Origin of the sequence: Bordetella genomosp. 11, from assembly GCF_002261215.1 — a bacterium.
Classification (GTDB): Bacteria; Pseudomonadota; Gammaproteobacteria; order Burkholderiales; family Burkholderiaceae_B; genus Bordetella_C.
Genome location: NZ_NEVS01000001.1, coordinates 413,713 through 436,882 on the forward strand (window position 1 = coordinate 413,713; position 23,170 = coordinate 436,882).

A 23,170-nucleotide genomic window follows, 5' to 3' on the forward strand; every position below is an offset into this window, starting at 1 on the left:
GCATTGTCGCTGCCGCCAATAAAGAAGTGGCCAATTTTCCCGTGAAAGTGGCGTTGGCGTATCGGATGGGTACGCTGGACGTCCTGGCTCCGGGGCTTCAGCCCGCATCCGATCGTCCGGTATCCGCGCCCGCGGGCCTGTTCCCCGTCGATGCGGCAGTGCCTCCTCCCGTCCTGCCCGAACGCGCCGTCCGAGAGGATGCCGGCTCGGACATACCGTCGCGGTCCCCCGCGACGGCCGGTGCTGCGACGCCTATCCGGCGTGCCGCGGCCAGGGTCATGGACGCCGTCGGCACGGTGCGCGATGCCGTCTACGAAGGCGTGACCGCCACCGGTCACCGCTGCCGGCATCTTTACGGCGCCGTCCACGACGCGTGCGTGGGCCGGCCGCGCAAATCCGCTTCGTCCGCTTCGTCCGCTCCGTCCGTTACGCCGGCGCCGGCGCCGGCCCAGCCTACCGCGGCCGACTTGGTCCAGAGCGTCGCCAAGCTGATACGCAAGGACGATCTGCTCGAAATCATGGTTCGCTTTTCGGGCTCGGACATCACCTATGAAAAACTGCTGTACCTGGTCGAGAAACGCGAGAGCCGGGTTACCGCCGACGAGGCCGGGCGAGGTTTCAACGCCCCCTTGGGCAAGACCGACGACTCCCTCTCCAGGCGCCTGGTATCGACGCTGCAGAACAATGACAACCCCTGGCGCATCCTGGGGCCGCTTGGCGATCTCGGCGCGAAGTATCCCGAGCTGACCGTGGCACGGGAACGGTACATGGCCTATCGCGACCGGCACTATCCGGATTTCGCCGATATACACGCGCGGATGAAAGGGCTCTCGGACCTGGCTCCTGTGAACGCCATCAAAAAGCACATCGAAGAAACGCGCGCGTCATTCGAGGCGCAGGGGATTCCCTTCAATGTGGATCGGTACATCATGGACAACCCGCTCGACCCCCAAAGCCCATATCCCCTTACCGCCCGGCAACTTAGCGAAGATCTGTTGCGATTGCAGCAGTGCACGCCGGACATGGCGCACTTCCTGGAGCACCTGGACCTGGCGGATTGCCTCGAAGAACACCGGCGCCGCCAAGGCAAGGGCACGCCGGGTGGTGCGCGCTCGTAGGCCGTGGGCGGGTCGCACCGTCATCCGTGGTGAACCGGGGCGGCTGCTAAACTCTTCGGAGTTTTCAGCGAGCGCGCCTTGGTTCGAGTACTTCATACATCAGATTGGCAGATCGGCAAGCTGTTCGGCCAGTTCGACGCGGACGATGCCGCGATCCTGGCCGATGCTCGCTTCCAGGCGGTCGAACGGCTGGCCGCCGCGGCCGCCGCGCACCGCGTCGACATGGTGCTGGTGGCGGGTGACGTTTTCGATGCGCAGACCGTCACCGACCGCACGCTTCATCGCCTTTTCAATGCCATGGCCGCCTACGGCGGGCCATGGGTGCTCATACCCGGCAACCACGACGCCGCGCTCAGCGAATCCGTCTGGACCCGCGCCGCGCGGCTCGATGCGATTCCCTCGCACGTCCATGTCTGCCTGGTGGCGCAGCCCCTCGTGCTGCCCGCCCATGGCGTCGCGATCCTGCCCGCGCCATTGACCCAGCGCAACACCTATACAGACCTGACGGAATGGTTCGCCGGCGCGGATACCGCGCCCGGCCTGCTGCGCCTGGGCATGGCGCATGGCAGCGTCCAGGGGATCCTGGCCGATGACATCGATTCGCCGAATCCCATCGGGGCGGACCGCGCGCGCCTGGGGCGCCTGGATTACCTTGCGCTGGGGGACTGGCACGGGTACCGCCAGATCGACGATAGAACCTGGTACAGCGGTACGCCCGAGACCGATCGATTCCGCGGCAATACCTCGGGCCATGCGCTACTGGTAGAGATCGACGGTCCCGGTGCCGCGCCGGTCGTTACGCCCCTGGCTACCGGCGCCTATTGCTGGCGCACCGAGACGCTGAACCTCCAGGTTCCCAGCGATGTGGACGACGCCGTGTCGCGGCTGCAGGCGTTCGGTGCCAAGGACGTTGTGCAGCTGGATTGTTCCGGGCAAGTGGACCTGGACGGTTACCGGCGTCTGCAGCAGGCGATCGGGCAGGCGCGGGGTGCCACCCGTGCCTTGCTCGCGGATTTGTCGGCGCTGAGCTTGCGTCCGACCGAGCAGGACATCGAGGGCTTGCAGGCGGACGGCTATCTGGGCGAGGTCATCGCGGTCCTGCGCGGCGAGCAGGACGGCCCGGATAACCAGGTCGCGCGGGATGCGCTGGCGCTGCTGGCCGGCATACTGGATCGGCGCGCCGGCCGGCCGGACGCCGCCAGCGACCCAGGTTCCGGCGCGGATGCAAGCGGCGACCCGGGCCCTCTCATGGCGACAGGTGCGCCTTGAAACTCACCCATATCCGCATCGAGCAATTCAAGCAATTCCGCGACGCCATCGAAATCGGCGACCTGCAGGAAGGCATCAATCTTTTCTCCGGTCCCAACGAAGCCGGGAAAAGCACGATCGTCGCGGCGATCCGCGCCGCGTTCTTCGAGCGGTTCCGATCCAGCGCGGCGGAAGAATTCCGTCCCTGGGACGATCCTTCCGCTTCGCCCGCCGTCACCATCGCCTTCGAGCACGATGGCCAGCAGTACCAACTGATGAAGCGCTTTCTCGCGCGCAAGCGCTGCGAACTGCGGATGGGGTCGCGCGTACTCGATGGCGCGGAGGCCGAGGAAGCGCTGGCCGCGCTGCTCGGCTTCCAGCATGCCGGCAAAGGCGCCAGCAAGGCCGAACACTGGGGCATCCCCGGGTTGTTGTGGATACAGCAGGGCAGCGGGCAGGACATCCGCGAGTCCGTGGCGCACGCCACGGGCCATTTGCGCACGGCACTCGATGCGTCGATCGGCGAGGTCGCCAGCACGCAGGGTGACGACGTCATCGCCGAAGTCCAGGCCGCGCGGGATGCCTTGCTGACGCCTTCCGCGGGCAAGCCCAAGGGCATCTATGCCGCGGCACTGGAGAAATCGGCCGAGCTGCAATCCGTCCTGGCCGGGCTGCAGGCCGAAATCGCCGAATACCGCCACAAGGTAGATCAGTTGGCGACGCTGCGCCGCGACCATCAGCACGATGCCGCGGAGCAACCCTGGGCGGCGTTTCGCGCGCAAGAGCAAGCCGCCGCCGATACGCTGCGGGAAATCCAGGGTTTGCAGGACGCGCTGGGGATGGAAAAGACCCAGGCGGGGCGCTGGGAAAGCAGCGCGGAGCTGGCGCGTAGCCGGCTGGAGGCCTTCGCCGCGGAAGAACGGGCCGTGCTCGCGCGCCAGGAGGCCCTCGATCGCGCGGCGGCCACGCATGCGGCCGCGGTCGCCCAGGTCGATCCATGGCGCCGCCAGCTCGAACAGGCAGAGGCTGCCCTGTCCGTCGCCCGGCAACGGCTTCAGGGCGCGCGGCAAGTGGATGCGCGGCGGCAACTGGCGCGCGAGCGCGGCAGCACCCAAGCCAGGGCGGACGCCGCCAAACAGGCCGTCATGCAGGCGGAAGCGGAACAGGCGCGCCTGATCGAGCATCGCCGGCAGGCATCGGCCTGCCGTGTCGACGAGGACACCGTGCGGCGCCTGCGCGAAGCCGATCTGGCCCTGCGCGAACTGGAGCTTCGCCGCGCCGGCGTGGCGACCAGGCTGCGCTACCGGCTGGCCGGCGCGGCGCGGATCGATGTGGGCGGCGAAGCGGTGGACGGGGAGGGCGAACGCCAATTGATCGCGCCAACGATCCTGGGCTTGCCGGGACTGGGCCAATTGGAAATCATCCCTGGCGGCGCCGACCTGGCTGCCCTTAGGCGCGAACAGGATCAATGGACCGCGCGGCGGCAGGATCTGCTGCAGGGGGCGGGTATCGCCAGCCTGGAAGACGCCGAGGCGCGTCTTCGGGCGCATGCCGGCCATCTGGCCGAAGCCCGCAATGCGGAAGCCACGCTGAAGGGGCTGGCACCGCGTGGCATCGAGGCGCTGCGGGCCGAATTGGCCGATGCCCTGGCGCGCATCGCCGACATGGATGCCGATCTTGCCCGCGACCCTGCCCGCGAGGATGGGGCGGTAGAAGAGGTTTCCGTGGCGCAAGCGGAAGCGGCGGCCGCGGCGGCGGAGGATGCCCTGCGGCAAGCCACGGCGGGATTGCATGCGGCGCAAGTGGCCGAAGGCCAGGCGAAGGCACGGGTCGAAGCCGCGCAGCGCGAGCGGGACATCGCCCACGCGGCGCTGGAAACCGAGGGACGTGCCGCCCGGCAGGCCGAGGCGGAACGCGAGCTGGCGCATGCCAGCGCGCAGCGCCATGCCGCCCTGTCCAGGGCCGACGCACTGGAACGCCAGGTGGCGCAGTCGCGGCCGGACATCCTTCGACAGGATATCGAGCGTTATCGCCGTAGCGCCGAGCAACACGAAAAGCGCCACACCGAGCGGCGCGATGCCTTGTTCCGCCTGGAGGCCGAACTGCAGGTGGCCGGCGCGCAAGGCCTGGACGAACGTGTCGCGGAGGTCGCGCGCGATCTGGCGCAGGCGCAGCGGCAGGCACAGGAATTGGGGCAGCGGGCACGCGCCCTCGACTATCTGCTGGTGTTGCTGCGCGATAAGCGCGATGCGCTGACACAACGCCTGCAGGCGCCATTGCGGCGCGGCCTGCAACATTATGTCGACCTGCTGTTTCCGCAGGCGCGCATCGATATCGACGAAAACCTGATGCCCGGTGCGCTGACGCGTACCGGGCATCGGGGGCCGGAGAGCAGCGCCTTCGATGCGCTGAGCTTCGGAGCGCGTGAACAGATGGGTGTCATCGCCCGGCTGGCCTATGCCGACCTGTTGCGTGAAGCAGGCCGGCCCACGCTTATCATTCTGGACGATGCCCTGGTTCATAGCGACGACGACCGCCTCGCCCAGATGAAGCGGGCTCTTTTCGATGCGGGCACCCGCCACCAGATCCTGTTGTTTACCTGCCACCCCGCGGACTGGCGCGATATCGGCGTCGCGCCACGGCCGCTGGGGGGCAGCGCCGCATGACGCCAAAAGAGGGACGTCTCCGTCATACGGCGGGGTGGGATCGTATGAAGTTACTTATGCACGCCTTGGCGTTACGGGAAGCCGTCCGGGTTCGCGGTAAACTGCCCCTCATCCCGATATATCGGGGCCGGCTGGTCGGCGCGGTCGTGTGCGGGTTTCCACTAACCCGTGTCCTCTTCGCGTGGGGCGGGGACTGCGTGTAATGTCGTTGTGTCGCGAGAAGGCGACATAAAGCGATTTGAAAAGTCACAACCAGTAACACTAATCCAGGCAAACTCCTAAAATCATTCATGACGGAACTACGGCTCCCTTTGGAATAGTAGGACTATGCCCAAACCCTCCGGCGATATGCCCCCGTACGACAAGGCTCGAGCGCTAAGCGGCTTGCGCGGAGCCGGTCGCGTCGCGCTGCTGATGGCGCCACGGCTCGGCGACACGCTGCTCATGATGACGCTGGCGCAGAACCTGGTGCTGCATGGCAGGCAGGTGACGGTTTTCGGAGACTACGTTTACGCGTTGCGGGAATGGTTTCCGACCATGGATGTACGCCCGTCGCTGCCGCAGGCGCAGGCGCGGGAAACCCTGGCGGCCTACGATTGCGTCGGGCAGATGCATATCGGCTGGCCCTACACGCTGCATGACTGTCACGACCGCTATTTCTACTACGACGCCCATGTCGTCGTGACCGGCCGCGGCTTCGTCAAATTGTTCCAAATCCGCGATTTCTGTCGCGATGAGCTCGGCATGCACGGGGCTACGACGCATAACGCCTTGCAGCCTCTGGATCGGCACGCTCATCGATCCAGCCCCGGGCGCATCGTCCTGCATCCCACCTCCACCGAAGCGCTGCGCTGCTGGGCCCCCCACCACTTCGAAGCGCTGGGGGTGCGTCTGCTGAAAGACGGCTACGAACCCAATTTCGTGGTGGCGCCCCATGAGCGGTCCGACTGGCTGTTCCTGCGGGAAGCAGGCCTGAAGGTGCCGGAACTGGCGTCCTTGTCCGAAGTCGCGTCGCTGATCCATGCCTCCGGCTGGTTCATCGGCAACGAATCCGGCCTGGGACACCTGGCTTCCAACCTCGGTGTGCCCACGCTGTCGGTTACCGGCCGTCCCACGCGCACCAAGGCGTGGCGACCTGCCTGGGCGACCTCGCGGATCGTCTATCCGGCCTATATACCCGGGGGACGCTGGCGCGACCGTCTCTGGCGGCACTGGCTGTCTCCTCGTAGCGTCATGTGGGCGTTCCGCCGCTTGCAGCAGGACGACCGCCGGAATCCCGTCGCGCCTCCGTGGAACGCGGCGTGACGCTGCCGTCTGGACGCTTGATCCCTTCCATCGCAAGTGGCAAGCTTGCGTCGCACTATCGAAGCAGCCCAAACCATGCATGGGATGTATGAATCGGTACTGCCCCATTCTTTGATTTGAGCTTATGCCTTCGCTATATTTCCGCCTGGCGGCGATACTCGCCCTGTTAGTCCCCGCATGTGCCTTGACCAGCGCCGCCGCCGGGCCGGCGCTGCTCTACGTGACGGGCCTGCTTGCCATCGTCGCGGTCGTCCATAACAGCGTGCGCGGTTTCGAGCCCGCGAATTGGCGTTCATTGGCGCCTGTCATTGTGGCCCTGTGCGCACCCCTGGCTTCGGTGCTGTTGACCGCGGTACTCGTGCCGGGCGCCTGGAGCGCTTCCGAATTCGAGAAGTTCTTCCGCTTCGCGCTGGCCTGTCCGATCTGCTGGCTGCTGCTGCGGGCGCCGCCGCGGTGGCTGCAGCAGGTCCAATGGAGCTTGCTGTTCAGCGCCTTCGCCGGCTCCATCATGCTGATCGTCATCATGCACACCGCCGCCCTGGGGCGGGGTGCCGTCAGCGACTTCGGCGGCCGGTACAACGCCGTCGCCTTCGCCGACCTGACGCTATTCTTCGGGTTCGCTTCGCTGCTGACCTTGCCATGGACCTTAAGCCGGTGGCCGCGCCTCGAGCGCTGGCTGAAAATCCTCGCGGCGGTGCTCGCGTTGTACGCCACGCTGCTCTCGCAAACCCGCAGCAGCTGGATGCTCCTGCCGGTGTTCGGCCTTGTCGTGCTGTTGTCCCGCGCGCACTGGTCGCGCAGGACCAAGGCCTTGTTCGTTGCCGGCCTCATCGTCGTGCTGGCGGCCGGCTCGCTGGCCCTGTGGGACTCGCAGACCAGCCGCATGCAGCAAGTCGCCTCGGATGTCGAAGCCTATGTCCAGGACTCGGACAGGGATACCTCGGTCGGCATACGCATGCAGCTGTGGCACGCGTCGTGGCTGATGTTCCTGGATCATCCCGTGATCGGTACGGGTGCACGCCATTTCCGGCAGAACCTGGCGCAACTGCGCGATCGCGGAATTGTTACGCCTCTGGTCGCCAGCGATTACGGCGAGCCCCACAACGACCTGATCGCGGCCATGGCCGGTTATGGCGCCGTGGGCCTGATTGCCATGCTTTGCCTCTATCTGCTGCCGGCGGTCGCCTTTTATCGCCGGCTGTTTTCCCCCGATCCGGTCATCCATGTGGGCGCGCAAATCGGTTTGCTGTTCTGTCTGGGCTACACAGCCTTCAGTCTGACTGAGATGATGTTCCGGAACATGCGCAGCGTGCCCATCTACGCGGTGACGATGGTGGTGCTGTACGCCTTGACCTCGCCGCGCCCGGCGCGGGCCGTCAGCGCCCGGCCGGATGTCGCGGTGCAGACTGGATCCTGACGGTTCTCGCAGGCCCCGGATACCGCAGGGGCTTCCAGTTTCGTCCGATTCTTTCTCGAAAAGGGAACAGTGGCGTAACGATTCTGCAAACTTGCCCAAGGTTTTCCGTAGCGGATGCGGTCACGCCGTGTGACATGCACGCCTGCTCCGCACGCCACGGTGCCGATCGGCGCGCTTTCCGCGCGCCTTACCTGTCGGAGACGCTATGGGCAAGTTCACTGAAGAACAACTGCAGCTCGCGAGTTCGCTCGCCCTGGAGCGCAGTTTCGTGCTTGGAAATACGTACCTCACGGATAAGGATGCCGCTTTCGCCGGCGGCGGATTCGTCGAAGGCTTGGGCAGCGAGGACGCCGACGTCGACATCTATGCCATTCGCGAGTCCCACCTGACCATGACCCAGGTCGATGCCGGACGCTACGCGCGAATCGTGGGCCGTGGCGGGGCGCGCCTTACCGCGCGTGACCGCGAGGCGGAGATCTGCCGGATCTATACCCTGGTTCCCGGCACCTCCATCAAGCTAGGCGTCCATTACCGCACGTGGGACGAACTGAACGGCCTTACCATCGCCATTCACCTGCTGCATGAGGCAGGGCATCGCAATCCGCTGGCGCCGGTCGAACCGCTGCCCTTGCGGGATCTGCTATTTCTGCATCGCCTCTATACCTCGCACGATATCCAGGGTGCGGACCGCCTCGCGCGCGTACGGCAGGAAATCGGCCGCCACCGGTTCCTGCATCTTCTCTATCGTCGCAAGGCCTGCAGCCCGTCCTTGCTGGGCAATCTGCTCCATGCGTGGGGGCAGGGCGCCTGGGGGCAATGCGCGGCGCTGGCGCACGAAATGGCCATCGCGCACTTCCAGGCCTATACCCATTTGCTGGGCAATACGCATTACCACCCCGTGTGGATCCTGCCATATGCGCGGTATCGCGGCGTTCCGGAATCCATGGTGTCCAAGCTGGTGCGCATCATGGTCGACAAAGAGTCGTCCAGCGATGAGGAAAGCCGGCGTTTCGTGGGCGGCTGCCTGGATTTCGTCGACGAAGTGCTGGCGGCGATGGTCACACCGTTAAGTCGCATCAGCGGGCATAGCTGCCGCGAAGCCGCATGCGCCGCGCTGGAGATCCAGTTGGCGCGGCAGCCGCACGTCTGCCCGGAATGGGAAGCCGTCTACTACCGCAAGGTGTACGGCATGAATGGCATCATGATGCGCGAGTGGCTGGAACGCTACGGCGATGCCATTCGCGTGCAGTAGGGCGATCTCGTGGCAGGATCGCGCCATGGCTCACGGCGATTCACGCACGCCGGTTCCACAAAAGCATTCCCATGTTGTAGGCGCGCGCGCGGCCTGGGCGGTCCGCCGGTTCGGTAACGGCGGGCACATCCGTCCGGTAGGCTGCTTTCTCCATTGCCGCCGTGGCGCCTTGCGCGGCTTCGCAGCTCGACGTGCGCTTTGCCGATATGGCCTCGGCGATGCGCCGGTGCAGCTCCGCCGTGGTGTTCCCGGGCCTTGTCTCGACCATCACGCGCATGAATATCCCATATTGAATTGTTCGTGCAATTGCATGGGGTGGTTCGTAGCATGCCGGCCCTTGGCGTTCCGCGTTCCGTGGCGGTTCGTCGGGATTGCCGGCAGTGGCCAACAGGCCGGGCGCTGACTTTCGGATCAGCGGACCGCGCGGCTGGCGCCGATGCACGGCGCGTGTGTGAAATCGATCGTCGAAGTCACCATCGCGCGCATGCTGGTCAGCAAAGCGCGCGTATCGCCGCGCCGCCACTGGAAGGCATATTGCAATGGCCGCAGCGGAGACCGCCCACCGATGCGGTGCAGGCTCAAGCGCTCCGGCCAGCCGGCTGGCAGGAAACCGACACCCACGCCGGCACCTATCATTCCGGCCACCGCGACCCAGCTATTGCAGACGATGCGCTGTTGCACCGCCGCCTGGTGCTCGAGCAGCCAGTCGTCCAGCAGGCGCGTGGTGCCCGCGTCCGCGGGTAGTGTCACGAGCGGATAACGGCGCAGCCATTCCGCGACCGTCGTCCTGCCCGGCCGGGCCGCCAGTGCACCGCCGGCGGCCCATTCGAAGCGGGCGCCGCCGACGGACTGCGATACCAGTTCGCTGCGCGGCGACAGGCCGGCGATGACGGCGAAGTCCAGCTCGCCATCGGCCAGGCGTTGTTCCAGTACTCCGCCGACGTTGACGTAGGGTTCCAGCTCCAGATCGGGATGTTCCTGCCTGACGCGCGCCACCAGGGCCGGCAGCCACGTCAGCGCGGACAGGTCGCCGACGCCGAAGCGGCAATGGCCCCGCAGCGCCGGTGTGTCGGCCGTATGCCGCTCGAAGGCGGCCGCCGCGTCCAGCACCTGCAAGGCGACGGGCAGCAGGCGGCGTCCCGTCTCTGTCAGGATGGCTTTCTGACCGCTGCGATCGAACAGGGGTTGCCCGACGGCGGATTCCAGCTCGCTCAGCCGTTTGGACAGCGCCGAGAGCGACAGGTGGATGCGTTCGGCGGCGGTGGCAAAGCTGGCGCAATGCGCCGCCCACCAGAATGCTTCCAGCTGTTTGACGGAAGGCAGGGCCATGGGATAGCTTCGAAAAAAGCGAAATAAGGAGTTCGAAATATATCGCTTTTAGCGTAAACGAGCCTGGCATAAAGTGGCTCCCGGTCTTCATCGCTTACGAACGCCATGCCATCCGCTCTCGAATCCGCGCCCGCCAGCCCGCGCGCGGCGCTTTCCCCGCCTTGTCCCCGGCCGCCCGCCATCCTGGCCCGCATGCTGTCGCTGGGGGATTTCGAGCACGCCGCGCGTCGGCGCCTGCCGCGTCCCATCTTCGGCTACATCGCCGGGGCGGCGGAAGAAAATGCCTCGCGCGACGATAACCGCGCGGTATTCGACGAATACGCCTTCGTGACCCGGGTGCTGCGCGATGTGTCGCAGCGTTCGCAGGCGGTGGAACTGTTCGGCGAGCGGTACGCGACGTCTTTCGGGATCGCGCCCATGGGCATCGCGGCGCTGTCCACGTACCGCGGCGATCTGGTGCTGGCGCGCGCGGCACGCGCGGCCGGCATCGCGGCGATCATGAGCGCAACGTCGCTGATACCGATGGAAGAGGTCGTCCAGGCTTGTCCGGGCACCTGGTTCCAGGCCTATCTGCCGGGCGACCAGGCGCGCATCGACGCGCTCGTCGAGCGCGTGGCCCGTGCCGGTTTCACTACCCTGGTGGTGACGGTGGATATTCCCATCTCGGCCAACCGGGAGAACAATGTGCGCACCGGCTTCTCCACCCCATTGCGGCCCAGCCTGCGCCTGGCCTGGGACGGCCTGGTTCGCCCACGCTGGTTGTTGAAGACCGTCCTGCCCACGCTGGCGCGGCACGGTATGCCGCATTTCGAAAATTCCTTCGCCACGCGCGGCGCCCCCATCCTTTCGTCCAATGTCCTGAGGGACTTTTCCGCTCGCGATAACCTGAGCTGGGATCACTTGGCCGCGATCCGGCGCCGCTGGCAAGGGCCGCTGGTGGTCAAAGGCATTCTCAGCGTGGAGGACGCGCGCATCGCGCGACAGATCGGCGCGGATGGCGTGATTCTTTCGAATCACGGCGGCCGGCAGCTCGACGGCGCGACCTCGCCGATGCGCGTGCTGGCGCGGGTGGTGGACACGCTTGGACCCGCTTACCCCGTCATGATCGATGGCGGTTTCCGGCGGGGCTCCGACGTGTTGAAAGCGCTGGCGCTGGGCGCGCGCATGGCTTTCGTGGGCAGGCCCTTCAACTACGCGGCCGCGGTAGCGGGCGAAGCCGGCGTGCGGCATGCCATCGACCTGTTGCGCGCGGAGATCGACCGGGACATGGTCATGCTGGGCGTGAAGGCATGGGCGGAGCTGGGCCGTGACGCCTTGCTCCACAAAGCCGCATGCCGCTTTCAGGCGTGATCGCCGGGCCCGGGCGGCAGCCGGAGCATCCATGCAGCGCATTGCATAGGGACGCCTCGCCGCCGTCCGGCCCGGAGATACCCTAGCGCGGGGCCTGCAGCAGCTTGACCAGGTCCGCGGCTGGCATGACGTCCGCATACTTGCTGGCCATATCGAACAGGTTTACCGCGTGGGACACCTGCGAGCGGTCGTACACCGCGTCCTGGGGCACGACTACCTTGTAGTTCAACGCGCACGCATCGACGACGGTGGCCCGCACGCAGCCGCTCGTGGTGCAGCCCGTCACCACCACCGTATCCACCTGCAGCCCCACCAGGTAGCTGGCCAGTGAGGTGCCGTGAAAGGCGCTCGCCTGGCGCTTGGGGATCAGGATGTCTCCCTCGCACGGTTCCACGTCCTTGACGAACTCGTAGTCCGGCGCGGGCACGTCCATGACGCCGGGTACCTTGGCTTCGAACTGCCCGCGATCATGCGATCGCTTCGGCGCGACATGCGGATACAGCACCGGCGCGCCGATCTGGCGGAAGGCGGCCAGCAGCCGCGCGATGTGGGGCACGGCCCGCCAACCGTATTCGCCGCAACTGGTCGACATGGTTTCGATGGCCTGCTCCAGGGGTTGAGGCTCGTAGCCCATCGACCGGTATTGCACATCGATGACCAGCAGGGCCGGCCGCCGGCCGATACCCGTGGGCGCTCCCCAGCCTGCCTTGCGATAGATCTCCAGTTCGCTGGCGGGAATGATGCCGTCCCAGGGACGCGTGCGTTGTTCCACCGCTTCATTCATGATTCAAATCTCCACCGTCGTCGCGTCGTACTGAAGCAGCCAGTCGTAGCGTTCGCGCACGGCCTGCGTCGACCAGTTCTTGTTGATGTAGGGCCACGCGGTTTCGCTATCGCGCAGCTCGGGGCTATGGAAGATGCCGAACATGTTCAGCGATTCGGCCTTGGTGCGGTTCGCGCGTTCCACGCGGGCGCGGTCGTAGCGCTTCAGGGCCTGGGGGATATCGTCGGTGCCTTGCTCCAGGCAGCGCGCCAGTACATAGGCGTCCTCCATCGTCAGGTTCACGCCCATGCCCAGGTAGGGCGTCATGGAATGGCAGGCGTCTCCCACCAGGGTGACCTGGCCTTCCGACCATCTGTCCAGCGGGTCGCGCACGAAGAGTCCCCAGCGGAACAGGTTCTCCGAGCCCACGAACAAATCGATGATGTCCTGGTGCCAGCCCTCGAAGTCCTTCAGTGCATCGGCCAGGTCGCCCTTTTCCGACCACGATTCGGTATGCCATGTGTCGCTATCGACCTGCGCCGAAAAGCTGACGAACTGTTCGCCATTGCGCTGGACGGGATAGGTCGTCACATGCGCGGTCGGCCCGACCCAGGTGGACGCCAGGGGCTCGCGATGCTGCGGCTTCAGCTTGTCCATGGGTGCCAGGCCGCGCCAGGCCAGGGCGCCCGTGTAGCGTGCCGGCGCGGGGCCGAACAACGATTGCCGTACCCGCGAATGCGCGCCGTCGCAGCCGACGACCACGTCGCCTTCGATATGGCTGCCGTCGTCCAGCAGCAGGCGCGCGCGCCCGTCGATCGTATCGGCACCCATCGAGCGTACGCCGAAATGGACCGCGTCCGGCTTGACCGCAATGACGGCTTCATACAGCACGCGCTGCAGTTCCGCGCGCAGTACCTGTATCAGCGTATGGTCCGCCTTGGAGGGCGCATCGCCGCGGTTGTAGACGGATTTGCCTTCGCCCGTCTTCCAGTAGCGGATCAGGCGGTCCTGCGGCGGCAAATTGATGGCCTCCAGTTTCTCTTTCAGGCCCAGCGCCGCCATCACCCTGGCGCCGTTGGCGGAGATCCACAATCCCGCGCCTACTTCGCGCAGCTCCGGCGATTGCTCGTAGATATCGACGTCGAAGCCTTTCTTCAGCAGCGCGAGCGCCAGCGTCAGGCCGCCCATTCCGGCACCCGCGATGATCACGCGCTTTCGCGGCCGGGTATTCGTGGAGTTGGACATGGATCCTCCTATTGATAATTGTGTGGGTTCCGGACGAGGTCCATGATGGCCTCGAGTATCTTTACGTAGCCGGTGCATCGGCAGATGTTGCCGCGCAGATAGTGGCGCACGGTTTCCTCCGACGGTTGATCGTGGCGCGCCAGCATGGCCTTGACCGCCAGGATCATCCCGGGCGTGCAGAAACCGCATTGCAACGCCCCGTGGGCGATGAAGGCGCGCTGCACGGGATCCAGCCGCTTGCCTTCGGCCAGTCCTTCGATGGTGGTGACCTCGCGCAGGTGCGCATCGGCGCACAGCGTCGTGCAGCTGGACGTCGGGTTGCCATCCACCAGCACGGTGCAGGCCCCGCATACCTGCACGTCGCAGGACCGCTTCGTGCCTTTCAGCCGCAGCTTGTCGCGCAGCACGTCGATCAACATCTCGCATGGCTCGACTTCAACCGAAGTGGCGGCACCGTTGAGCTTGAAGTCCACGCGCATCAGGGGGATATCGGGTTCGGTATGGCTCATGGCAGGCAGGCCTTGATTGCCCGTTCGGCGAGAACGGAAACGAGATGGCGTTTGTAATCGGCCCCGCCGTGCAGGTCGTCGTGGGCTTCTATCGCTTGCGCGTCGGCCGCGACGGCGCGCTGCAAGCGTGCCCAGGTATCCGCGGACGGCAGATCGGCGGGAAGCGCGGCGGCGGCATCTTCCGTCCGCGCCAGGCATACAGGGCTGGCGGAAATCGCGCCTGCCCACAGGCTGAGGCGTTGCGGGTTGTCGGTCGACCAGACGGCGGCCACGCCGACCGCCGGCCGTTCGGTATGACCGAAAGAGCGATAGGCCGATCGTGTCCCCGCCGATTGCGGCGCGATTTCTATCGAGGTCAGGACCTCGTCGTCATCGCGCGCCGTCATGAACTCGCCCACATGAAAGTCCCGCGATGGCACTTCCCGCTCGCCGTTCGGGCCGCGCAGGACCATCCAGGCGTCCAACGCGCAAAGCAGAGTGGGCGCATCCGCGTGCGGTTCGGCAAAGCACAGGACGCCACCCAGCGTGCCGGCGATGCGTACCCGAATGTTGGCGACGTGTTCGCTAAGCTCGGCATACCCCGGCAGCCGTTCGCGGACGATCGGATCGTTGGCGATCGCATCGTGCGATGTCAGCGACCCTATCGAGATCGTGCCATCGTCTCTCAGCCGCACGCCTTTCAGTGCCGCGATCTGCTTCAGGTCGATCACATGCTCATAACGCAGCACGTGCGCCTTCAGCGCGACCAGCAGCTCCGTGCCGCCGGCATGAAAGGTCGCGGCGTCGCCATGTTCCGTCTTCAGCCTGATCGCTTCATCCAGGCCCTGCGGGCGGTGCAAAAAGAACTTCTTGGGCCGCATCAGTCGCTCCGTCTGCCCAGGCTGGCGGCCACGCCCAGCAGGGGAGCCGCCAGCCACCACCAGGGCGACTCGCCGAACGCGACCGCGCCGTGGGCCACGCCGACGGCCACGGCGACGTTGATGCCCAGCCGCGGCCACAGGAAGACCAGCTCGGTGACGCCGGTCCTGCCGGCAGTCCGGGGTGGCGTCACGCGACCGGACTCGACGTTTCGCGTGGAGCGTTGCGGTAGCGGCTCGGCAGCCGCGCCTTGCGCGCGGGCGGGGCCAGCGGCCGCATCCGCGGTCGTGGCGGGCTCGTCGCGCGTCGCGGCGTATGTCCCGGATGCGCTGCCGTCCAGGCCCTGAAGCTCCGCGCGCAAGCGCGCTTCGAATTCGGCGAACAACTGCTCCGACCGTTTGCGGACGATGGGGTAGCCCAGCGAGGCCAGGCGGCCGGCGACCTGCATGCTGGCGCCGACGTCCAGTTTGCACAGGACGTCCTCGCCGTCGCGTTGTTCCTGCAGATTCACCACCATCCTGACGTCGATGGTCGTGCCCGTGGCCTTGTCGGTGCCCAGCGCTTTCAGCGCGACCTGCTGTTCGATCTCATAGGATTCGATGTCGATCTGCGTCGGCACCTCCAGCTTGAATGGGCCGATCTTTTGCCGCATGACCGCGGAGAAGGTCTTTAGCTTTTCGACCTCTTCGACGTTCTCGCAGCCGGGAATAAGCGTGGCGACCCGCTTTACGTCGAAGAAGATGGCCCACAACTGCGAGGCCGTCGCGGGCAGCAATGCATCGATTCTGAAGTCCATGGCGTCGGTGTCTATTTATCGGAGTTATCGGGCTTGTCTTTCAGGTTCTTGTCGCGCAGCGCGCGCCAGACCCGTTCGGGGGTCAGCGGAAGCTCTTTCAAGCGTATCCCCCATCCCTGGAACAGCGCGTTGGCGACCGCGGGCGCCACCGGCAGGATCGCGCCTTCGCCGCCGCCGCGCGCGCCGAACGGGCCGGGCCCGTCGCCGCTTTCTATCAAGGCGGTGCCGACGTGTTCGGGTACGTCCTCCATGGTCGGTACCTTGTAGTCGAACAGCGTCCCGTTCACGACCTGGCCGTCTTCGTAGATGTATTCCTCCGACAGCGTGTGGCCCAGGCCCATCACCATGGCGCCTTCGTCCTGACCTTCCGCCGCCTTCGGATTGATCACGTGGCCCAGGTCGGCCGCGCCGCCCGCGCGCAGGATGCGTATCGCACCGGTGCCTTCGTCGACCGCGATCTCGAACGCGCCCGCGCCGGTTTCCCAGAACAGGGGCTGCAGCTTGAATGCGCCATCCTTGGTGTTCGGATCCACGCGTCCCACGCCCAGGAACTCGCCGGCGGCCATGCCGTTGAAGCGGCGCAGCAGCTCAATGAAGGGGATGGCGCCTTCCGGCCCTTCGACCGCGCCCTCCGCCAGCTTGTAGTCGTCGGGCGATCCGCCCAGCATCTGCGCGGCGATATCGCGCACCTGGCGCAGGATGTCCTCGCAGGCGAGTTGCACGGCCAGGCCGATGATGACGGTCGAGCGGCTGGCGCCGGTGCCCCAGTCATAGGGCGCCTGCAGCGTATCCGGCTGCGCCACGGCGATCATCCGCAATGGCTGGTTCAGCGTCCTGGCGGCGATGATGCGCAGCACGCCGCGACTGCCTTGTCCGATCTCGACCGTATTTGCCGAGACATTGACCGAGCCATCCGCGCGCAGCCGCACGATGGCGCCGCCTACCGGCATGATGCCGGGGTCGGTCGCGCCCACCGCCACGCCCAGCCCCCGCCGTCCCGCATGCCGGGGTTCCGGCAGTTTTTTCAGCGTATCCACCGCGGCGCGCAGCGAGCGCCGCATATCGACATCGATGGGCCGTAGATCGTGCTTCAGCGTCTGGCCCTTCTGCGCCAGGTTCAGCATGCGAAACTCGATGGGATCGTGCCCCATGGCGTCGGCGATGATGTCCATCTGCGACTCGGTCGCCCACACGGCCTGCGGGCCGCCGATGGAGCGGAATGCCGCGCCGGGCACGGTGTTCGTATAAACGCCCACGGCCTCCAGGCGCAGATTCGGAATGTGATACGGCCCGATCGCGCGGATCGCGGCCTTTACCGCGATCGACGGGCCCGTGTCGGCGTAGGCCCCGCCGTTCACGACCGCACGCACCGTTTTGGCGACGATCCTGCCGTTTTTCTCGACGGCGGTCTTCAGCGTTACCTCCGCGTCCAGGCGACGGCATGTCAGCATGGATTCGGCGATCGTCAGGCAGACACGCACGGGAGCCCGGGCTTTCCACGACAGCGCCGCCACCAGCGGATCGATTTTTACCGACGCCTTGCCGCCGAAGCCGCCGCCGACGTAAGGGGAATGTACCCGCACGCAAGCCAGCGGCACGCCCAGTATTTCCGAGCACACGCGCTGGATGGCGGTCGGTGTCTGGCCGCCGCTCCATATCTCCAGCGAGTTCGGTTTCCAGTGCGCGAGGCAGACGTGGGGCTCCATCGCATAGTGGAAGACCATCGGAAAGGTGAAGGTATCCTCGAACACCCTTACATCGTTCCGCTCGTTCTGGAACACCTTGTCGACGTCGCCGCTTTCATAAGACCATTGCTGGAAGCAATTGGTCCCGGGGGTGGGCGTGCAATGTCCGCGGAAGTAATAGTCCTTCAGGACATCCATTTCTTCATGGATCAGCGCGGCGCCTTCCGCAAGCGCCTCTTGCGCGGTCGTGGCATGCGGCAGCGTTTCGTAGCTCACCACTATGGCGTCGAGCGCCGCTTCCGCCGTGGCCTCGTCGACGGCCGCCACCGCGGCGACCGGGTCGCCCACGTAGCGCACCTTGTCCAGCGCGATCACCGGGCGATCGCGCAGCGACAAGCCCCATCGGATCTCCGTTCCCGGCATATCGTGCAGGTCTTCGCCCGTCAGTACGGCCACCACGCCGGGCATCGCCAGCGCGGCGCTCGTGTCCAGCCTGGCGATGCGAGCGTGCGGCACGGTGCTGCGCAGGATCTTGCCGTGCAGCATGTTCGGCACCTCGACATCGCTGGCATAGACGGCCGTGCCGGTGACCTTCTCCAGATAATCGGCGCGCGGTTCGGCGCTCAAGGAGAACTGCTTGGAATGCATGGGATATGTCCGGGCTTAGTCTTCGAGCGAGATCTTGGAGCGCGCGATCACGTCTTTCCACAAGGCGGTCTCGGCGGCCTGGCGCTTTACCACGGCTTCCGGGCTGCTGGACGCGGGCTCCACGCCGACGGCGCCCAGTCGCTCCCGGGTCTCTTTCGACGACATGGTCTTTGCGATCTGCGGGACGACCTTGTCGAGGACAGTCTGGGGTACGCCCTTCGGCGCGTACAGCGCGAACCAGGTGACCGCCTCGAAGCCGGGCAGCGCGCTTTCGGCCAGGGTGGGAACATCGGGCAAGGCCTCCGAGCGTTTGGCCGTGGTCACTGCCAGCGCCTTCAGCTTGCCCGACTTGATGTACGACAGCACCGCGGGGCCTTGCTCGATCGCCATCACGACGCGTTCAGCGATCAGGTCCACCACCATGGGCGAGCTGCCTTTGTACTGCACGGGGAACACATCGACGCCCGCGCGCTGCTTGAATAGCTCCATGAACACGTGCTGCGAGGTTCCCGTGCCCGCCGAACCGTAGCCGAACTTGCCGGGGTTCTTCTTCAGGTAGGCGATCAGTTCCTGGATGGTGTTCACCGGCAGCGTGGCGGGCACCACCACATACGAAGGATTGAAGCCCAGGATGGAGACCGGTTCGATCTTCTGATAAACGCCGTCCATGCGCTTGCTCAGCAATGGCAGGATCGAGAACATGGAAGAAGCGCCGATCAGCATCGTGTAGCCGTCGGCGGGAGCCCGGGCGACGTAGTCGGCACCGATGATGCCCGAAGCGCCGGCGCGGTTGTCCACCACCACCGATTGGCCAAGCTCGCTCAGGCCCGCGGCGACCGATCGGGCATACAAGTCGGTGGCGCCGCCCGGCGGGTAGGGCGCCACGATCGTGATCGGTTTGCTGGGATACGTGTCGGCCTGGGCCGTGCCCATCAGGCAAAGAACACATGCGAGGCTGGCGAAGGCCTTTTTCAAACCTGGGTTGCTCATCGTTAACTCCCCTTGAAGGTTGCCGGACAGGGCATCGGCATGCGCTCCCATATGCGTCCGTTCTGTTTGGAAGAACGTTATTCTGTTGGACGGTACGCTACAATGTCAACTAGGACATGCACTGAATCGAGCAAATAAATGTCGGAAGAACCGGAAAGCGACACGAAGCAGGGTGGCGTCGCGGCGGTGGAACGGGCGATCGCGATACTCAACGCCTTCCACGCGGGCGATAGCTCGCTGACGCTGAACGAGCTCGCGCGGCGAACCAAGATGTACAAGAGCACCATCCTGCGTCTGCTGACGACACTGGTCCAGGAACACTGCATCGTGCGCCTGGACGACGGCAGTTATCAGCTCGGTTCGATGCTCTTGCATTGGGGCGGGCTGTATCAGTCGGCGCTGAAGCTGGACGATCATGTGCCGCCCATCCTGCGCAGGCTGGTGCAGGAGACCGAAGAGGGCGCTTCTTTCTTCACGCGGGAAGGCAATCACCGCGTGTGTCTCTTCCGGGTGGATTCGCCGCGCTCCATCCGCGATCACATTCGTACCGGGGATCTGGTGCCGCTCGACAAGGGCGCGGCCGGCAGGGTCCTGACCGCTTTTGACCCCACGGTGACGCCGCCGTCCAGGACGCCGGAGCAGCCCTACATCATCACCGTGGGCGAGCGCGAACCGGATATCGCGGCGATCGCCGCGCCTGTGTTTGGACCGCAGAAGAATTTGCGCGGCGCGCTGGCCCTTTCCGGTCCGGCGGCGCGGTTCTCGGTCGAGCTGCTGCCGTCCATGTCGGCACGCCTATTGGCTGCCGCGGCAGACCTGACGCGCCGGCTGGGCGGGGATGCGTCGATATTCGATAGTTGGCATGCCAAGACCCGGCCCGCCGCTTTGGGGGAGACGACGCGCGGATAGCGGCCAGGCGCCACGCCGCGCGGTGTTCACGGTCTTTGCCGCGTTGCGCGCGCGGATCGTTCAAGCATGGCGTTCAACGCGCATTTCGGGGTGGACAACATCGCCGTCCCTCAAAATCTGCGTGTCGTCCAGCCACAGGCTGCATTGGCGCATCGGCAGATCCAGATGGCAGGCCGTATCGTTGTCCCCGCCGACCTCCAGGTTCGGTCCCAACGAAAAAAGCACGTTCCCATAGAACGCTAGCGCATTCATCACATGCTCGGCCTGCAGCTGGCGCGTCACCGAGAACTGATACCACCGCGCTTTCTCGTTCAGCCCCCAGCCGATGTGCGAAATCGCATAAGCGCGATCGTCATAAAAGCTCTTGATGTAGCTATCGATCAGGTGCGCATCCATCCCTGAGCCGGATATGTCGACGACATATCCGTTCTTGATCTTCAACGTCACCGGCGATTCTACGTACTTCTTGAAGGCGCAGAGAATATCGCCCGGTTGCAGCACGACCGTGCCATTCACGCCCCCATCGTTTCCCTGCGTGAACGAGAAACCCGACGGGAAGTGATCCCAGCGGCCGGGCTCGAAGGTATAGCCGTATTCGGAAATCACCGGGTACTGGCCCAACTGATACGTCACATCGGTGCCGGCGGCGGAAGTGAACCGCAACTGCCTGGCTTTCTCCATGATGCCCTTGGCATATTCGACCCGCCGCCGCAGGTCTTCTGTCGGGAACATCTGTTTCAGCACGTGGAACGGCTCCATCACCCGCAGGATCCGCACGCCCGCGGCCTGGATCTCTGCCTGCTCGCGTGAAAACAGCAGCCCCACCATATCGATCACCATATCCGCCGATTTCAGCGTCCGCATGGCGAGTTCGTTGCCCACCAGCGGATGGCGACCCTGCACGCCAACCGCATTCTGCTGTTCGCGGCGTACGTTCAGATTGAACGTCTTCGCGCCCAGGGCTTGGGCAGCAGCCATGAACGCGAAGGCGTTCTCCTGCCATTCATCGCCGGCGGTCAATACGATCACCGACTCGCCGGTCTTGACGCCGCAAAGCGTCAGCTCTTTGGTAAACAGCTCCAGTACTTCCGCGTCGACTTTCAACCGGGATTCCCCTCTGTTTCGATATGCTTGGAAAGAATGCCGGCCAGAGCGTGCTGGAACGCTTCGAAGTTCTCGGCCTGCATCTGGTGGCCGACGCCGGGCAAGCGTGTGGCGTTCAGATCGCTGCGCAACTGCTTCATCTCGGCGACGTCGTCATCGGATACGACGCCGCCTTCTCCGGCGCAAAGCAGGGAAACGGGCGCCTGGGCTCGCGCGAGATCGGCAAAGATGTCCTGGTTGTGGAAGTCGTCGTAGGCGACGTGCACGGCGCGTTCATCGCATGTGGACAGCCATTCCGCGCGGAGTCGCTGCAGGTCGTCCGGCCATGGCGCGGCGCTGCCGCCTTGTATGGCTTGCATGGCTTCGCCGCGATGCGCGGCTTTCAATAGGTCTACGGTCCTGGCCTTGGGGATGGGGTAGGGCCGCCGGCCGGGGCCGCTGGTGGGTGGGTCGATCAGTACCAGCCCGCCGAAAACCCCAGGCGCCTGCACCGCCGCGCGCAGCGCGATCCTGGCGCCCATGGAGTGGCCCAGCACGATCGGGCGATCAAGCCCCTTTGCCTGGATGAACGACACCACATCGCGCGCGCATGCGTCGACGCCATAGTCCAGATGCGGCCCCGCCTCGCTCAACCCGCGGCCGCGGACGTCCATGACATAGCAGTCATGGCAGTCGGCCAGCCAGTTCCCGACGTGGCTCCAGAGGATCGCCGGGCTGACGATGCCCGGGACAATCAGCACGGCAGGGCCGTCGCCCGCAAAGTGCAGGTAATGTTGCCGGATGCCGTTCGCCCGGATATGCGCGCCTATTCGCTGAATCACACTTCGTCCTTGGCAGTGCCTGCCGCAGCCCTTTGCGGAACCATTGTGCGCGATGTATGCCTCTCGCGCATCGCCGGCTGCGTTATGCACAGTAGAACGACATTCTATCAAACAGAAAGGCCGCGTCAATAGGCGTGTCCTCGTGGTCTGCTATTGCGAGCCCGGCCCCGCTTGCCGCGGGCCCGGTCAGCGTGGGGAGTTGCGGGCACGGGTTGCCGCGATGCATTGCCGGCGGCATGCGGGGCGGGCAGCCGCCCGCGCTATCCCTGGATCCGGTCCGGTCGGCCTTAGAAGGCGCTTCTGACGACGCCCCCATCAACACGCAGCGCCGCGCCCGTCGTTGCCGACGCGGCGGGGGAGCAGACGTAGGCCACCATGTTCGCGACTTCTTCCGGGGTGATGAAGCGCTTCAACAGGGACGTCGGGCGTGCCTGCTCGAAGAATGTCTTCTCGAACTTCTCGAACGGTTCGCCGCCGGAGAGCTTGTTGACGAAGTCGCTTACCCCTTCCGAGTTCGTGGGGCCGGGCAGCACGGAATTGACGGTGACGCCCGTGCCGGCGCAAGACTCCGCCAAGCCGCGCGACAGCGCAAGTTGGGCCGTCTTGGTCATGCCGTAGTGAATCATCTCGACCGGGATCTGGATCCCGCTCTCGCTGCTGATGAAAACGATGCGGCCCCAATCGCGCTGCTTCATCCCGGGCAGGTAAGCGCGAGACAGCCGTACGCCGGACATGACATTCACATCGAAGAAGCGTTGCCAGTCTTCGTCGGGAATCTCTTCGAAGGGTTTCGGATCGAAGATGCCGAGATTGTTGACGAGGATATCGACATCCGGATGACGGCCGACCAGCTTTGCAATCTCGTCGGGCTTGGACAGGTCGCCGGCGAAGCCGGTAACGTCAGCCGCGGGCACTTCCGCCTTCAGCCGGGCAATCGCATCGGCGACCGAGGCGTCGGTACGGCCATTCACGATGACGCGCGCGCCCTCGCGCGCCAGGGCCAGGGCGGATGCAAACCCGATGCCCTTGGTCGAACCGCTGATGAGGGCCTGCTTGTTCTTCAGTTGATAGTCCATGGGAGACCTCGGTAGGGGATGTTGACCTGGATCTGCTGAACCTGGTGCGTCTGTTAGTTTGCCCGACTTGGACGCTTGGCG

20 protein-coding genes are annotated in these 23,170 nt (G+C 65.5%); 8 read left to right on the top strand and 12 right to left on the bottom strand.

Features of this window, described 5'->3' with window-relative positions:
* Positions 1 to 26: 26 nt before the first annotated feature.
* The 6 genes from CAL28_RS01850 (at position 27) to CAL28_RS01875 (ending at position 9,006) form a co-directional block, all read left to right on the top strand.
* Complete coding sequence (locus tag CAL28_RS01850; RefSeq protein WP_094839715.1) at positions 27 to 1,118, top strand: hypothetical protein; 1,092 nt, start codon at positions 27 to 29, stop codon at positions 1,116 to 1,118.
* A 78-nt stretch (positions 1,119 to 1,196) separates the two neighbouring features.
* Positions 1,197 to 2,387, top strand: a complete 1,191-nt coding sequence (locus CAL28_RS01855) for a metallophosphoesterase family protein (protein WP_094839716.1) — start codon at positions 1,197 to 1,199, stop codon at positions 2,385 to 2,387.
* A complete protein-coding gene (locus CAL28_RS01860; protein WP_094839717.1) occupies positions 2,384 to 5,032 on the top strand; it encodes an AAA family ATPase in 2,649 nt (882 codons plus the stop codon). Before CAL28_RS01855 ends, CAL28_RS01860 begins: the two co-directional genes overlap by 4 nt.
* Positions 5,033 to 5,359: 327 nt before the next feature.
* Complete coding sequence (locus CAL28_RS01865; protein ID WP_094839718.1) at positions 5,360 to 6,337, top strand: glycosyltransferase family 9 protein; 978 nt, start codon at positions 5,360 to 5,362, stop codon at positions 6,335 to 6,337.
* A 124-nt stretch (positions 6,338 to 6,461) separates the two neighbouring features.
* Positions 6,462 to 7,754 carry an O-antigen ligase family protein gene (locus tag CAL28_RS01870; protein ID WP_094839719.1) on the top strand — a complete coding sequence of 431 codons (1,293 nt, stop codon included), beginning with the start codon at positions 6,462 to 6,464 and terminating at the stop codon, positions 7,752 to 7,754.
* Between the two features lie 205 nt (positions 7,755 to 7,959).
* Positions 7,960 to 9,006 carry a hypothetical protein gene (locus CAL28_RS01875; RefSeq protein WP_094839720.1) on the top strand — a complete coding sequence of 349 codons (1,047 nt, stop codon included), beginning with the start codon at positions 7,960 to 7,962 and terminating at the stop codon, positions 9,004 to 9,006.
* A 40-nt stretch (positions 9,007 to 9,046) separates the two neighbouring features.
* Here CAL28_RS01875 and CAL28_RS29890 read toward each other — a convergent pair whose 3' ends face one another.
* Both CAL28_RS29890 and CAL28_RS01885 read right to left on the bottom strand, forming a co-directional pair.
* Positions 9,047 to 9,283 (bottom strand): hypothetical protein, encoded by a 237-nt coding sequence (locus CAL28_RS29890; protein WP_094839721.1) that lies wholly within the window; start codon positions 9,281 to 9,283, stop codon positions 9,047 to 9,049.
* 134 nt (positions 9,284 to 9,417) lie between these two features.
* Complete coding sequence (locus CAL28_RS01885; protein WP_094839722.1) at positions 9,418 to 10,335, bottom strand: LysR family transcriptional regulator; 918 nt, start codon at positions 10,333 to 10,335, stop codon at positions 9,418 to 9,420.
* 105 nt (positions 10,336 to 10,440) lie between these two features.
* Between CAL28_RS01885 and CAL28_RS01890 the strand changes: the two genes are divergently transcribed.
* On the top strand, positions 10,441 to 11,685 hold the full coding sequence (locus tag CAL28_RS01890; protein ID WP_094839723.1) for an alpha-hydroxy acid oxidase: 1,245 nt from the start codon (positions 10,441 to 10,443) through the stop codon (positions 11,683 to 11,685).
* Between the two features lie 82 nt (positions 11,686 to 11,767).
* Here the strand turns inward: CAL28_RS01890 and CAL28_RS01895 are convergent, their stop codons facing one another.
* Genes CAL28_RS01895 through CAL28_RS01925 form a run of 7 tightly spaced genes read right to left on the bottom strand, consistent with a single transcriptional unit; the run spans position 11,768 to position 19,179 of the window.
* A complete protein-coding gene (locus tag CAL28_RS01895; RefSeq protein ID WP_176463835.1) occupies positions 11,768 to 12,469 on the bottom strand; it encodes an isochorismatase family protein in 702 nt (233 codons plus the stop codon).
* A gap of 3 nt (positions 12,470 to 12,472) precedes the next feature.
* Positions 12,473 to 13,693 (bottom strand): FAD-dependent monooxygenase, encoded by a 1,221-nt coding sequence (locus CAL28_RS01900; protein WP_176463836.1) that lies wholly within the window; start codon positions 13,691 to 13,693, stop codon positions 12,473 to 12,475.
* 8 nt (positions 13,694 to 13,701) lie between these two features.
* Positions 13,702 to 14,202 carry a (2Fe-2S)-binding protein gene (locus CAL28_RS01905; protein WP_254925956.1) on the bottom strand — a complete coding sequence of 167 codons (501 nt, stop codon included), beginning with the start codon at positions 14,200 to 14,202 and terminating at the stop codon, positions 13,702 to 13,704.
* Positions 14,199 to 15,062 carry an FAD binding domain-containing protein gene (locus CAL28_RS01910; protein WP_094839725.1) on the bottom strand — a complete coding sequence of 288 codons (864 nt, stop codon included), beginning with the start codon at positions 15,060 to 15,062 and terminating at the stop codon, positions 14,199 to 14,201. Before CAL28_RS01910 ends, CAL28_RS01905 begins: the two co-directional genes overlap by 4 nt.
* A complete protein-coding gene (locus tag CAL28_RS01915) occupies positions 15,062 to 15,856 on the bottom strand; it encodes a CoxG family protein (RefSeq protein ID WP_094839726.1) in 795 nt (264 codons plus the stop codon). Before CAL28_RS01915 ends, CAL28_RS01910 begins: the two co-directional genes overlap by 1 nt.
* 11 nt (positions 15,857 to 15,867) lie before the next feature.
* Complete coding sequence (locus tag CAL28_RS01920; RefSeq protein WP_094839727.1) at positions 15,868 to 18,189, bottom strand: xanthine dehydrogenase family protein molybdopterin-binding subunit; 2,322 nt, start codon at positions 18,187 to 18,189, stop codon at positions 15,868 to 15,870.
* Positions 18,190 to 18,204: 15 nt separating this feature from the next.
* Positions 18,205 to 19,179, bottom strand: coding sequence for a Bug family tripartite tricarboxylate transporter substrate binding protein (locus CAL28_RS01925; protein WP_176463837.1), 975 nt, complete (start codon positions 19,177 to 19,179; stop codon positions 18,205 to 18,207).
* Between the two features lie 138 nt (positions 19,180 to 19,317).
* Between CAL28_RS01925 and CAL28_RS01930 the strand changes: the two genes are divergently transcribed.
* The gene (locus tag CAL28_RS01930; protein WP_094839729.1) at positions 19,318 to 20,088 is read left to right on the top strand and encodes an IclR family transcriptional regulator; all 771 of its coding nucleotides are present in this window, start codon (positions 19,318 to 19,320) and stop codon (positions 20,086 to 20,088) included.
* 60 nt (positions 20,089 to 20,148) lie between these two features.
* Here CAL28_RS01930 and CAL28_RS01935 read toward each other — a convergent pair whose 3' ends face one another.
* The 3 genes from CAL28_RS01935 to CAL28_RS01945 form a co-directional block, all read right to left on the bottom strand.
* Complete coding sequence (locus CAL28_RS01935) at positions 20,149 to 21,192, bottom strand: leucyl aminopeptidase (RefSeq protein WP_094839730.1); 1,044 nt, start codon at positions 21,190 to 21,192, stop codon at positions 20,149 to 20,151.
* Entirely contained in the window at positions 21,189 to 22,013 is an 825-nt protein-coding gene (locus CAL28_RS01940) for an alpha/beta fold hydrolase (protein WP_094839731.1), read from the bottom strand. The genes CAL28_RS01935 and CAL28_RS01940 overlap by 4 nt, the downstream gene beginning before the upstream one ends.
* 287 nt (positions 22,014 to 22,300) lie before the next feature.
* On the bottom strand, positions 22,301 to 23,089 hold the full coding sequence (locus CAL28_RS01945) for an SDR family NAD(P)-dependent oxidoreductase (protein WP_094839732.1): 789 nt from the start codon (positions 23,087 to 23,089) through the stop codon (positions 22,301 to 22,303).
* Positions 23,090 to 23,170 lie beyond the last annotated feature (81 nt).